This window comes from Microbacterium hydrothermale (assembly GCF_004854025.1).
GTDB lineage: Bacteria > Actinomycetota > Actinomycetes > Actinomycetales > Microbacteriaceae > Microbacterium > Microbacterium hydrothermale.
The window spans coordinates 95,399-108,585 of record NZ_STGM01000007.1 but is presented as its reverse complement, the minus strand read 5'-3'; the positions used below and the strand labels follow the sequence as shown (position 1 = coordinate 108,585).

The window sequence follows — 13,187 nt, the reverse complement described above, 5'->3', positions numbered from 1 at the left end:
ATCCGGAATTCTGCTTCCCCCCGCGCGAGTCGCCAGGTTTCGTCGCTCCGTGGCCGCTGGAAGCGACAGATCTTGGCGAGTCAGGCGCGAGGCGCGGCCCGACGACAGACGCCGCCCCGGCTGCGAGGCAGCGGGACGGCGTCGTCGCGAGCGCGGGGTCAGGCCTGCGGGGCCTCGTTCTCGACGGGGATGCGGCCGGTGCGGACGATCCGGTCGAGCAGGGCGTCGAAGTCGGCCGCCAGCTCCTGCGCCGAGTCTCCGGGCCACACGTGCAGCGGCTTCGCGGCGCCCTGCGCCTGCTGGAGCGAGGTGCGCTCGGGCAGTTGCGGGTTGAGCACGAGGGGGCCGAACATGTCGCGCAGCTCCTTGATGCGGAACTGGTGCTCGATCGACTGCGGGCGCACGCGGTTGACCACGACGCCGAGCGGCTGCAGACGGGGGGAGAGACCGCGGCGGATCTCCTCGATCGCGCGGAGAGCGCGGTCGGCGGCGGCGACGGAGAACAGTCCCGGCTCGGTCACGACGACCACGCGGTCGCTCGCGGCCCACGCGGTGCGCGTGAGGGCGTTGAGCGAGGGGGCGCAGTCGATGAGCACGAGGTCGTACTCGCTCTCGATGGTCGCGAGGGCCTCTTCGAGCTTCCAGACGTCGCGCACGCTCGGGTGCGGACCGTCGAAGTTGATGGCCGACGGGCTGCCGATGAGCACGTCGATGGTGCCCGGATGCACCTTCGCCCACCCGCTCGAGGTGATCGCCTGGCGGACGACCTTCTCTTTCGGGTTCGCCAGGACATCGGCGATGTTGAGCCGACCGGCGACCTGGATGTCCATCCCGGTCGACACGTCGGACTGGGGGTCGAGGTCGACGACGAGAGTGCGAACGCCACGTGCGAAGGCGGCCGAAGCCAGCCCGAGTGTCACGGTCGTCTTGCCGACCCCGCCTTTGAGAGAGCTGACGGAGAGTACGTGCACGAGAGTCCACGTTACCGTCCCCTAGGCTGTGAGCACATTCAGCCCCGCCAGCTTGACGTGAGGTGCGCATGTTCTCGAAAATCCTGGTCGCCAATCGTGGCGAGATCGCCATCCGTGCGTTCCGCGCCGCCTACGAGGTCGGAGCGCGCACCGTCGCGGTCTATCCGTACGAGGATCGCGCGTCCCTGCATCGGCTGAAGGCCGACGAGGCCTATCAGATCGGCGAACGCGGCCACCCCGTACGCGCCTACCTCGACGTCGACGAGATCATCCGCGTCGCCCGCGAGTGCGGAGCGGATGCCATCTACCCCGGCTACGGCTTCCTCTCCGAGAACCCGGAGCTCGCCGAGAAGGCCGCGGCCCACGGCATCACCTTCATCGGTCCGCCCGCCGAGGTGCTGTCGATGGCGGGCAACAAGGTCACCGCGAAGGAGCACGCGATCTCGGCCGGTGTGCCGGTCCTGCGCTCCACGCCGGCATCCGACGACATCGACGAACTGCTCGCGCAGGCCGACGAGATCGGGTTCCCCGTGTTCGCCAAGGCCGTCGCCGGCGGTGGCGGGCGGGGAATGCGCCGCGTCGAGTCGAAGGGCGAGCTCGCCCCCGCCCTGGCCGAGGCGATGCGCGAAGCGCAGAGCGCCTTCGGCGACCCGCGCATGTTCCTCGAGCAGGCCGTGCAGCGTCCGCGTCACGTCGAGGTGCAGATCCTCGCGGATGCCACGGGCGAGACCGTCCACCTCTTCGAGCGCGACTGCTCGGTGCAGCGTCGGCACCAGAAGGTCATCGAGATCGCGCCCGCGCCGAACCTCGACGACGCGGTGCGACAGGACCTGCACCGCTACGCGGTCGCCTTCGCCCGCTCCATCGGCTACCAGAACGCCGGCACCGTGGAGTTCCTCCTCGAGACGGCGGGCCCGCGCGCGGGCGAGGTCGTCTTCATCGAGATGAACCCCCGCATCCAGGTCGAGCACACCGTGACCGAGGAGGTCACCGACGTCGACCTCGTGCAGTCGCAGATGCGCATCGCCGCGGGACAGACCCTCGCCGACCTGCACCTGCAGCAGGGCGACATCCACCTGCGCGGCGCGGCCCTGCAGTGCCGCATCACGACGGAGGACCCCACGCAGGGCTTCCGCCCCGACACCGGCAAGATCACCACGTACCGCTCGCCGGGCGGCGCGGGCATCCGCCTCGACGGCGGCACGACCGCCGCGGGTTCGCAGGTGAGCCCGCACTTCGACTCGATGCTGTCGAAGCTGTCGTGCCGGGGCCGTGATTTCCCGGCCGCCGTGGCGCGCGCCCGCCGCGCCCTCGCGGAGTTCCGCATCCGCGGCGTCTCGACGAACATCCCCTTCCTGCAGGCGGTGCTCGACGACCCCGCGTTCCTCGCCGGCGACCTCAGCACGTCGTTCATCGACGAGCGCCCCGAGCTGCTGAAGGGCCGCGAGTCGAAGGACCGCGGCACGAAGATCCTCTCGTGGCTCGTCGACACCACGGTCAACCGCCCCCACGGCGAGAACCCGCTCTCGATCGACCCGGGCGCGAAGCTGCCGAAGCTCGACCTGGCCGAGGCGGCCCCCGATGGTTCGCGCCAGCGCCTGCAGCAGCTCGGCCCGGCCGGCTTCGCCGCGGCCCTGCGCGCGCAGACCGCCCTCGCCGTCACCGAGACGACGTTCCGCGACGCGCATCAGTCGCTCCTCGCCACCCGCGTGCGCACGCGCGATCTCGTTCGCGTCGCCCCCTCCGTCGCGCGGCTGACGCCCGGTCTGCTCTCGGTCGAGGCCTGGGGAGGCGCGACGTACGACGTCGCGCTGCGCTTCCTCGGCGAAGACCCCTGGGAGCGCCTCGACGCCCTCCGCCAGGCCCTGCCGAACATCGCGATCCAGATGCTGCTGCGCGGCCGCAACACGGTGGGCTACACCCCCTACCCGACGGAGGTCACCGATGCCTTCGTCGCCGAGGCGGCGGCATCCGGGGTCGACATCTTCCGGATCTTCGACGCGCTCAACGACGTCTCGCAGATGCGGCCCGCGATCGACGCGGTGCTCGCGACCGGGACCTCGATCGCCGAGGTGGCCGTCTGCTACACCGGAGACCTGCTCGATCCGTCCGAGCGGCTGTACACGCTCGACTACTACCTGCGCCTCGCGGAGCAGATCGTCGACGCCGGCGCGCACATCCTCGCCATCAAGGACATGGCGGGCCTGCTGCGTCCGGCCGCCGCGGCGAAGCTCGTCACGGCGCTGCGCGAGCGCTTCGACCTCCCGGTCCACGTGCACACCCACGACACCGCGGGCGGGCAGCTCGCCACGCTGCTCGCCGCCTCGGCGGCGGGGGCGGATGCCGTCGACGCGGCCGCCGCACCCATGGCGGGCACGACGAGCCAGCCGTCGCTGTCGGCGCTGGTCGCCGCCCTCGCCCACACCGAGCGCGACACGGGACTCGACCTCGCGGCCGTGAGCGACCTCGAGCCGTACTGGGAGGCGGTGCGACACCTGTACCGGCCGTTCGAGTCGGGTCTCGCCGGACCCACCGGTCGCGTCTACCGTCACGAGATCCCGGGCGGGCAGCTGTCCAACCTGCGCCAGCAGGCGATCGCCCTGGGGCTGGCCGACGACTTCGAGCTCATCGAGGACATGTACGCCGCCGCGGATCGCATCCTCGGACGCGTGCCGAAGGTGACCCCCTCGTCGAAGGTCGTGGGCGATCTGGCCCTGCACCTCGCCGCGGTCAAGGCCGATCCGGCGGACTTCGAGCGCAACCCCGAGAAGTACGACGTGCCCGACTCGGTCGTGTCGTTCATGGCCGGGGAGCTGGGCGATCTGCCGGGCGGCTGGCCCGAGCCGTTCCGGTCGAAGGTACTCGCGGGGCGCGATGCCAAGGCCGGAGTCACCCCGCTGACCGCGGAGGACGCCGCGGCGCTGGCGGGCGAGTCCGCCGAGCGTCGCGCCCGCCTGAACCACCTGCTGTTCCCCGCTCCGACGCGCACGTTCCTCGAGACGCGCGAGCGGTTCGGCGACCTCAGCGTGCTCGACACGGCCGACTACCTCTACGGTCTGCGCCCGGGAGGAGAGCACACCGTCGAGATCGAGCGCGGCGTGCAGTTATTCGTCGGTCTCGAGGCGGTGGGCGACGCCGACGACAAGGGCATGCGCACGGTGATGACGACGCTGAACGGTCAGCTGCGTCCGGTGTTCGTCCGCGACCGCTCGATCGACGTCGAGGCGCGCCAGGCCGAGAAGGCCGATACCTCCAAGCCGGGTCAGGTCGCCGCCCCCTTCTCGGGCGTGGTGACCATGAAGGCCGCTCCGGGCGACCGGGTGAAGGCGGGACAGGCGGTGGCCTCGATCGAAGCGATGAAGATGGAGGCCGCCATCACCACGCCGGTCGAGGGAGTGATCGAGCGGGTCGCGATCGGGGCCACGCAGCAGGTCGAGGCCGGAGATCTTTTGCTCGTGATCCGCCCCGCGCAGTAGCCTGGGAGGGGGCGCTTTCGCGCCCTCTTCCCGTTTGGAGACTGCAGTGACCCCCGACCGCACCGACGCGAACCCCGACGAGAACGCCGAGCACGGCGTGCTCGACGAGAGCGGGAACCTCGACACGGCCAGCATCACCATCCTCGGCGGACACATCGCGCAGGTCAGTGTCGACCTGCCGGTGGCCGACGACGACGACCTCGACGACGACGTGATCGAGGACGAGATCCCCTTCGACGACGCCGACATCGCCGCCCTCGACGCTCCGTACCCGCACCGGGACCCGGCCGAGGTCAAGGCGGCCGAGATCGAGGCCGGCGAGGTCGACGTGCTCGACACCGACGAGATCATCCTCGAACCCCACCCCGAGGCGCCGTCCGCCGACGTCCGCGACGACCACGAGGTGCACGACGCCGACGTTCTCGACGACACCGAGACCGGCGACCCCGATACCGGCGACGCCGAGACCGACGGCGCCGGCGCGGGTGTCGCGGAGGCCGGTGTCGCGGACGCCCATACCGACGCGGACCTCGAGACGGATGCGGACGCCGAGACGCCCGTGCCGGAGCACGACGACGCCGAGAGCGACGGGGTCGACTCCGCACGCAGTGAAGACGCGGACGTGCACGACGCTCCGGCGCCCGCAGCGGACGACGAGCCGCAGTCCGTCGGCGACACGCACGCCGATGACGAGCCTCACGCGCCCGTCGAAGACGCTCCGACGGAAGGTGCCTCGGTGGAGGAGGCTTCCTCGGAGGGTGCTCCCGCTGAGGAGGGCGCGGCGACGGGCCACGTGTCCGCGGGCGGTTATTCCGAGGGGGACGGTTCGGCCGAGCACGACGCTTCCGAGTGGGACGGGGCGGCGGATGATCACGCCGCCGCCGACGACGCCCCCGAGGTCACCGCCTCCGCGGTCGACGCTCCGGAGGCGGGGGATGACGTCGCAGACAGCGACGTTTCCGACGACGGCAGGGCCGACGACCATGTCGCCGAGGATCTGCACGACGCCGAGATCGTGGACGACGTCGAGCTGTTCGAGGCGGACGCCGCCGCTCCGCTCGACGACGAGGGGTCTTCTGCCTCCGCCGAGCCGCTCACGCACGCCCCGTGGGTGCCCGCGGAGACGGCTGGAGCCGTTCCGCCCGCGACCTCGGACCAGCACGCCGATGACCAGCACGCGGACGACGAGCCCGCTGACGACGCGCCCGCCGGCGACGCCCCCGCTGACGACGCACCCGCTGACGACGCCCCCGCTGACGACGCACCCGCTGACGACGCACCCGCTGACGACGCACCCGCTGACGACGAGGTCGTCGTGGCGGCCATCGACGCCGACGACGCGCACGCCGCGCATCGTGCCACCGCCCCCGCGCCCGCCCCCGAGCCGGCCGGAGCGGACGCGGCCGACGCGCCCACGCCCGTCGACGAGATGGTGCTCACCGCGCGGGTGGCCGAGCCCGCGGCATCCTCCGCCGACGACGCCCGCCCCGCGACGGACACCGAGGGGGACGCTCCCGTCGTGTCGCCCCCGGCGCAGCCCGCCGCGACGGCGACCGGAAGCGTGCCCACCACACGGGCCGAGCGCGCCGCGACCGGCGTGATCGGCACCGTCCCCCTGACCCGCCGCCGCGCGCACCAGGCCGAGGACGCCGCTCGTGCGACCGAGGAGGCCGCGCGCGTCGACCGCGCCCACGCCATGGAGCGCGTGCGCACGCCCGCGCCCGAGGTCACTCTCACCTCGAAGCGCATCGGGCAGATCGACGACACCCGGGAGAGCTCCGACCTGCTCACCGCGGATCGCCTGCTCGATCCGCGTCAGATCGCCCGCCCCGAGCCGGAGGGGCTGTTCCAGCAGCTCGTCTACTCGGTGTCGCGTCACCGCATCAACCTCGGCGACGGCCGCCGCGCCCGCGAGCGCAAAGACCTCGATCGCCGCATCGCCGCCCCTCTGAGCGGCGGCGCGCGCTTCGTCCCCGTGCTCTCGCGCAAGGGCGGCGTCGGCAAGACCACCGTCACGTCGCTGCTGGGCATGGCCCTCGCCGACGCGCGCGACGATCGCATCATCGCCGTCGATGCGAACCCCGACCGCGGCACGCTCGCCGACCGCGTCGGACGGCCCAACGGGCGCACGGTGCGCGACCTCGTGCGCGCGCACGACGAGATGGCCGGCTACAACGACGTGTCCTCGATCGTCGCCCGGGATGCCACCCGCCTCGACGTGCTGGCATCCGATGCCGATCCGCGGGTGTCCGAGGCCTTCAGCGACGACGACTACCGCCAGGTCGCCGACGTCGCCGCGCACTACTACTCGATCGTGCTCACCGACACCGGGACCGGGATCGTCCACTCGGTCATGGGTGCCACCCTCGAGCTCGCCGACACCCTGGTCATCGTGGCGGGACTGTCCGTCGACGAGGCGCGCCTCGCGTCCGAGACCCTCACGTGGTTGGAGACGAACGGGTACGCGGCACGCGTCCGCGACGCCGTCGTGGTGCTCAACAACTCCCGACCGGGCACGCCGCTCGTGCGCGAGAGCGAGTTGGAGGCGCACTTCCGTTCGCGCGTGCGCACCGTCATCCGCATGCCGTACGACGCGCGCATCGCGGCGGGCAGCGCCATCACGTTCCGCGACCTGCAGCCCAGCACCCGGCAGGCGGCGCGCGAGCTCGCAGCCGCGGTCGTCGAGGGCCTGCGCACGCCGGTGGCCGCCGCATGAGCGTGCGTCCGATCCGCCTGTTCGGCGACCCCGTCCTGCGCGCGAAGAGCGCCCCCATCGAGACGATCGACGACGGCATCCGTGCTCTCGTCCGCGACCTGCTCGACACCGTCGAGCTGCCCGGGCGGGCGGGCGTCGCCGCCCCGCAGATCGGCGTCGGGCTGCGGGCCTTCAGCTACAACATCGACGGCGACATCGGGTACGTGCTCAACCCTGTGTTGGTCGAGACCCGCGGCGAGCCCGAGGCGGTGGGGGAGGGCTGCCTGTCCGTCCCCGGTCTGTGGCACGACGCGATCCGGTACCCGTGGGCCAAGGTCGTGGGCATCGACCTCGATGGCCGCGAGGTCGTGCTCGAGGGCGAGGGACTCCTCGCCCAGGCGCTGCAGCATGAGACGGACCACCTCGACGGGATGCTGTACCTGTCGCGGCTGCCCGCCGAGACCCGTCGCGAGGCGATGCGCCAGGTGCGCGAGAGCGACTGGTTCTGACCCGCGTCGCGCGAGCCGGCGCCTCCGTCGCGCGTCGCGCGGAAGGCCTGCGACCGCGCGGGTGAGCGGACGGCTCGCGTGCGCGGGTTCTCGCGCGCCGGGCGGGGCGTCGGCGTGTGCGCAAGCTCTGTGATCTGAATGACCTCCGTCGTGCGGCGGGGGTTCGGGCTGAGGGTGTGCGAATCGCGGAGGTTATGCGCGGGTTCTCGCGCGCCGAGCGGGGCGTCGGCGTGTGCGCAAGCTCTGTGATCTGCATAACCTCCGTTGTGGGGCAGGGGTTCGGGCTGAGGGTGTGCGAATCGCGGAGGTTATGCGCGGGGTACCCGGCGGGGCGTCGGCGTGCGCGCAAGCTCCGTGATCTGCACAACCTCCGTTGCGGGGCAGGGCGTCAGGCTGAGGATGTGCGAATCGCAGAGGTTATGCGCGGGCGTCGACGTGGGCGCGCCGCGACCCCGCGACGCCGCCGGCCGGCGCGCGGGCGCGAAGGCGCGCGCAGACGAAACGGCCCGGCCCCCGAAGGCGGGGAACCGGGCCGTTCCGTGCGGCGGCTCAGGGGAGCGACACGTTGGTGGTGTTCACCGGGACCGCGTAGATGTCCTCGATCGCGTCGGCGAAGTCCTTCACGATGACGTTGCGCTTGATGCTCATCTTGGGCGTGAGGTGGCCGCTCGCCTCGGTCCACTCGGTCGCCAGAATCGTGAACTTGCGGATCGACTCCGCGCGCGAGACGCGCGTGTTGGCGCGGTCGATCGCCCCCTGCACCTCGGCGCGCACCTTCTCGTTCGTGCTCGCCTGCTCGAGCGTCATGTCGGCGGGCAGGCCGTTGTTGGCCAGCCACGTCGGCAGCATCTCCGGGTCGAGGGTGACCAGGGCCGCGATGAACGGCTTGTGGTCGCCGACGACGACCACCTGTCCGACGATCGGGTTGGCGCGGATGGGGTCCTCGAGGGCGGCCGGGGCGACGTTCTTGCCGCCCGCGGTGACGATGATCTCCTTCTTGCGACCGGTGATCGCGAGGAAGCCGTCGCTGTCGAAGGCGCCGATGTCGCCCGTCTTGAACCACTCGCCGTCGAAGGCCTCGGCCGTGGCCTCGGGGTTCTGCCAGTACTCGCGGAAGACGTTGATGCCGCGCACCTGGATCTCGCCGTCGTCGGCCAGTCGCACGCCGACGCCGGGGAGCACCGGCCCGACCGTGCCGATCTTCGACTTCGTGGCGAGGTTGACCGTGGCCGGCGCCGTCGTCTCGGTCAGCCCGTAGCCCTCGAGGATGACGACGCCGAGGCTGCGGAAGAAGTGACCCAGGCGCGGGCCGAGCGGGGCCGAACCCGACACGGCGTAGACGACCCGACCGCCCATCGCCTCGCGCAGCTTCGAGTAGACGAGCTTGTCGAACAGGGCGAACTTCAGCTTCAGGCCGAGGGGGATCTTCTTGCCCTCCTGCAGGCGCTGCGAGTGCTCGATCGCGGCGTCGGCGGCGGCGCGGAAGATCTTGCCCTTGCCGCCCGCCTCGGCCTTCTGCTCGGCCGAGTTGTAGACCTTCTCGAACACGCGAGGCACCGCGAGCAGGAAGGTGGGGCGGAAGGTGCCGAGGGCGGGCAGCAGCTGCTTGGTGTCGGGCTGATGACCGGTCTTGACGCCGGCGTGCACGTTCAGCAGCGAGATGAACCGGGCGAACACGTGCGCGGTGGTGATGAACAGCAGCGTCGAGGCTCCGGGCGTCTCGACCACCTCGTGCAGGGCTTTGGCGGAGTTGCGCGCGAGCTCGACGAAGTTGCTGTGCACGAGGACGCAGCCCTTGGGGCGGCCCGTCGACCCGGAGGTGTAGATGAGGGTCGCGACATCGCCGGCCTTCGCCAGGTGGCGGCGGCGCTCGATCTCTTCGTCGGTGATGTGCGTCCCGTTCGCGACGAGCGCATCGAGGGCGCCGGAGTGCATCGCCCACACGTCGCGGACGAGGGGGAGGTCGCTGCGCACCTCGTCGAGGCGCGCGCCGTGCTCGGCGGATTCGAGGACGACGGCGATGGCGCCCGAGTCCGACAGGATCCACGAGATCTGCGAGGGCGAGCTGGTCTCGTACACCGGCACCATCACGGCGCCCGCGTAGAAGAGCGCGAAGTCGACCAGGGTCCAGTCGTAGGTGGTGCGGGCGATGAAGCCCACCTTCTCGCCCGGTTGGATGCCGGCGGCGACGAAGCCCTTCGCGAGGGCGATCACCTGACGCTCGAACTCGGCGGCCGACACGTCGCGCCACCCGCCGGCCTCGGGGACGGCGAACAGCGGCCGGTCGGGCGTCGCGCGCACGCGGTCGGCGAGGAGGTCGGACGCGTTGGCGTCGGGGTCGGCGGGGACGACAGGGGGGAGGTCGAACTGGATCACGGTAACTCCTTTGGCACCGGAAAGAACGTCGAGCGGTCCATCAGTCTATCGGCACGGCTCCCGCGGCCTCGGAGCCGCCCGTCGTTCGCGCGCCGCGCGGCATGGCTAGACTTCTCCGGGCCACCCTCTCGGTCGGCCCGGAAGGGAGCACGGTGCGCAACGTCGGCATCGACATCGGGGGAACGAAGATCGCGGGCGGCGTCGTCGACGACGACGGCACCATCATCGAGAAGCTCCGGGTCGACACCCCCATCGATCCCGCGGCCCTGGTGGATGCGGTGGTCGACATGGCCGACCACCTGCGCCGCGCGCACGAGGTGCACGCCATCGGCGTCGCCGCGGCCGGCTTCATCAGCCGCGACCGCAGCACGGTGATCTACGCGCCCAACATCGACTGGCGCGACGAGCCGCTTCGCGCGCGCCTCGAGCAGCGCCTCGACGCCCCTGTCACGATCGAGAACGACGCGAACGCCGCCGGGTGGGGCGAGTACCGCTTCGGTGCCGGCCGGGGCGTGCGCGACATGGTCATGCTGACGATGGGCACCGGCGTCGGCGGCGCCGTCGTCACCGACGGCGAGCTGTTCCGCGGGGGTCACGGCATCGGCGCCGAGCTCGGGCACATGCGCTTCGTGCGCGGCGGCCACCCCTGCGGGTGCGGTCAGAACGGATGCCTCGAGCAGTACGCCTCGGGACGCGCGCTGCAGCGCGAGGCGAACACGATCGCCGACGAGGGCGGCATCGGCGCGGCGCTGGCGGCGGTGCGCGCCGAGAAGGGCGCCATCCCCGGGCCCGCGGTGTCGCGGCTCGTGCTCGCCGGCGACCCCGGCGCGATCGAGGCCCTGCGCCGCGTCGCGACTGCTCTCGGCGAGGCGTGCGGCGGGTTCCAGGCCGTGCTCGACCCCGAGGTCTTCGTGATCGGCGGGGGAGTGGCGCAACTGGGCGCCGATCTGCTCGAGCCGGTGAAGCTCGCGTACGAGACCTCGCTGCCGGGGTACGGTGAACGTCCGGTCGCGGACTTCGCGATCGCGCGCCTGGGCAACGACGCCGGTCTCATCGGGGTCGCCGACCTCGCCGGGAAGGAGCGCTGACGATGTTCTACTGGCTCATGAAATACGTGGTCATCGGACCGGTCATCAAGGCCGTGTTCCGCCCGTGGATGGTGGGCCGGCGCAACATCCCCGCGGAGGGGGCGGCGATCCTCGCCAGCAACCACCTCTCGTTCTCGGACTCGATCTTCCTCCCACTCATGATCGATCGCCGCATGGCGTTCCTCGCCAAGAGCGACTACTTCACCGGCAAGGGTCTCAAGGGCTGGGCCACCCGGATGTTCTTCCAGGCGACCGGCCAGCTGCCGATCGACCGCTCCGGGGGCAAGGCCTCGGAGGCGTCGCTGAACACGGGGCTGGGCGTGCTCGGTCGCGGCGAACTGCTCGGGATCTACCCCGAGGGCACCCGCAGCCCCGACGGCACCCTGTACCGCGGGCGCACCGGCATCGCCCGCATGGCGCTCGAGGCCCGTGTTCCGGTCGTCCCCGTCGTCATGGTCGACACCGGCGCCGTGATGCCGATCGGCCAGCGCCTCCCGCGCGTGGGTCGGGTGGGCATCGTCATCGGCGAGCCGCTGGACTTCTCGCGGTTCGAGGGCATGGAGGGCGATCGATACGTCCTGCGCTCGGTCACCGACGAGATCATGGTCGCTCTGCAGCGCCTCGGCGAGCAGCGCTACGAGGACGTCTACGCCTCCACCGTGAAGGACCGTCTGGCCACCGCGCAGGCGGCGAAGGCGCCGTCGTCGCGCCACTAGACTTCAGGGGTGAATCAGCAGCTCCACGACCTCGACCACTGGCGTTCCCTGCCCATCAAGCAGCAGCCGCAGTGGTATGACGAGGGCGCGGTGGCCGCGGCATCCGCAGAGCTGGCGACCCTCCCGCCGCTGGTCTTCGCCGGCGAGGTCGACATCCTGCGCGATCGTCTCGCTCGTGCCGCCGCCGGCCAGGCGTTCCTGCTCCAGGGCGGTGACTGCGCCGAGACGTTCGCCGGTGCGACCGCCGAGCAGATCCGCAACCGCATCAAGACCGTGCTCCAGATGGCCGTCGTCCTCACCTACGGCGCGTCGATGCCGGTGGTGAAGATGGGCCGCATGGCGGGGCAGTTCGCCAAGCCGCGCTCGAGCGACACCGAGACCCGCGGCGACGTGACGCTTCCCGCCTACCGCGGCGACATCGTCAACGGGTACGACTTCACCGAGGAGTCGCGCAAGGCCGACCCGGCGCGTCTGCTGAAGGGCTACCACACGGCCGCCTCGACGCTGAACCTCATCCGCGCGTTCACGCAGGGCGGCTTCGCCGACCTGCGCGAGGTGCACAGCTGGAACAAGGGCTTCGCCTCGACCCCCGCGAACCAGGCCTACGAGAGCATGGCGACCGAGATCGACCGCGCGATCAAGTTCATGGAGGCCGCGGGCGCCGACTTCGACGAGCTCACGCGCGTGGAGTTCTACACCGGTCACGAGGGTCTGCTCATGGACTACGAGCGCCCCATGACCCGCATCGACTCGCGCACGGGTCTGCCCTACAACACCTCGTCGCACTTCCAGTGGATCGGTGAGCGCACGCGCGAGCTCGACGGCGCGCACGTCGACTACTTCTCGAAGATCCGCAACCCCATCGGCGTCAAGCTCGGTCCCACGACGACGCCCGAGACGGCTCTCGCGCTCATCGACAAGCTCGACCCCGAGCGCGAGCCCGGCCGTTTGACGTTCATCACGCGCATGGGCGCGGGCAAGATCCGCGACGCCCTGCCGCCGCTGCTCGAGGCCGTGCGCGACTCCGGCGCCACCCCGCTGTGGGTCACCGATCCGATGCACGGCAACGGCATCACCACGCCCACGGGGTACAAGACGCGCCGTTTCGACGACGTGGTCGACGAGGTGCGCGGGTTCTTCGAGGCTCACCGTTCGGTGGGCACGCACCCCGGCGGCATCCACGTCGAGCTCACCGGCGACGACGTCACCGAGTGCCTGGGCGGCTCGGAGCAGATCGACGAGGCGACCCTCGCGACGCGCTACGAGAGCCTGTGCGACCCGCGCCTGAACCACCGGCAGAGCCTGGAGCTGGCGTTCCTCGTGGCCGAGGAGCTCGAGAAGCGCTGACCCGCGTCC

8 protein-coding genes are annotated in these 13,187 nt (G+C 71.5%); 6 read left to right on the top strand and 2 right to left on the bottom strand.

Annotated features, from left to right (window positions below; translation table 11 throughout):
* Positions 1–158: 158 nt before the first annotated feature.
* Complete coding sequence (locus FB047_RS13655) at positions 159–971, bottom strand: ParA family protein (RefSeq protein ID WP_136587757.1); 813 nt, start codon at positions 969–971, stop codon at positions 159–161.
* A gap of 68 nt (positions 972–1,039) precedes the next feature.
* Here FB047_RS13655 and FB047_RS13650 point away from each other — a divergent pair, with 68 nt between their 5' ends.
* Genes FB047_RS13650 through def form a run of 3 tightly spaced genes read left to right on the top strand, consistent with a single transcriptional unit; the run spans position 1,040 to position 7,651 of the window.
* Positions 1,040–4,447, top strand: coding sequence for a pyruvate carboxylase (locus tag FB047_RS13650; protein ID WP_136587756.1), 3,408 nt, complete (start codon positions 1,040–1,042; stop codon positions 4,445–4,447).
* 46 nt (positions 4,448–4,493) lie between these two features.
* Positions 4,494–7,163: a nucleotide-binding protein gene (locus FB047_RS17420; protein WP_338095144.1), complete on the top strand. Its 2,670-nt coding sequence runs from the start codon at positions 4,494–4,496 to the stop codon at positions 7,161–7,163.
* A complete protein-coding gene (def, locus tag FB047_RS13640) occupies positions 7,160–7,651 on the top strand; it encodes a peptide deformylase (RefSeq protein ID WP_136587755.1) in 492 nt (163 codons plus the stop codon). The genes FB047_RS17420 and def overlap by 4 nt, the downstream gene beginning before the upstream one ends.
* A gap of 549 nt (positions 7,652–8,200) precedes the next feature.
* On the opposite strand, the gene FB047_RS13635 is transcribed toward def, so the two are convergent.
* Positions 8,201–10,027, bottom strand: a complete 1,827-nt coding sequence (locus FB047_RS13635; RefSeq protein WP_136587754.1) for an AMP-dependent synthetase/ligase — start codon at positions 10,025–10,027, stop codon at positions 8,201–8,203.
* A gap of 152 nt (positions 10,028–10,179) precedes the next feature.
* Here FB047_RS13635 and FB047_RS13630 point away from each other — a divergent pair, with 152 nt between their 5' ends.
* The 3 genes from FB047_RS13630 to FB047_RS13620 are packed head-to-tail and all read left to right on the top strand — an operon-like array spanning position 10,180 to position 13,178.
* A complete protein-coding gene (locus FB047_RS13630; RefSeq protein WP_136587827.1) occupies positions 10,180–11,115 on the top strand; it encodes an ROK family glucokinase in 936 nt (311 codons plus the stop codon).
* 2 nt (positions 11,116–11,117) lie between these two features.
* Positions 11,118–11,831 (top strand): lysophospholipid acyltransferase family protein, encoded by a 714-nt coding sequence (locus tag FB047_RS13625; RefSeq protein WP_136587753.1) that lies wholly within the window; start codon positions 11,118–11,120, stop codon positions 11,829–11,831.
* Between the two features lie 9 nt (positions 11,832–11,840).
* Positions 11,841–13,178, top strand: a complete 1,338-nt coding sequence (locus tag FB047_RS13620) for a class II 3-deoxy-7-phosphoheptulonate synthase (protein ID WP_136587752.1) — start codon at positions 11,841–11,843, stop codon at positions 13,176–13,178.
* Positions 13,179–13,187: the final 9 nt, after the last annotated feature.

What these genes read in the sequence shown, in the direction of transcription:
- FB047_RS13650 (WP_136587756.1), top strand. Translation starts at nt 1,040, where the DNA reads ATGTTCTCGAAAATCCTGGTCGCCAATCGTGGCGAGATCGCCATCCGT.
- def (WP_136587755.1), top strand. Translation starts at nt 7,160, where the DNA reads ATGAGCGTGCGTCCGATCCGCCTGTTCGGCGACCCCGTCCTGCGCGCG.
- FB047_RS13625 (WP_136587753.1), top strand. Translation starts at nt 11,118, where the DNA reads ATGTTCTACTGGCTCATGAAATACGTGGTCATCGGACCGGTCATCAAG.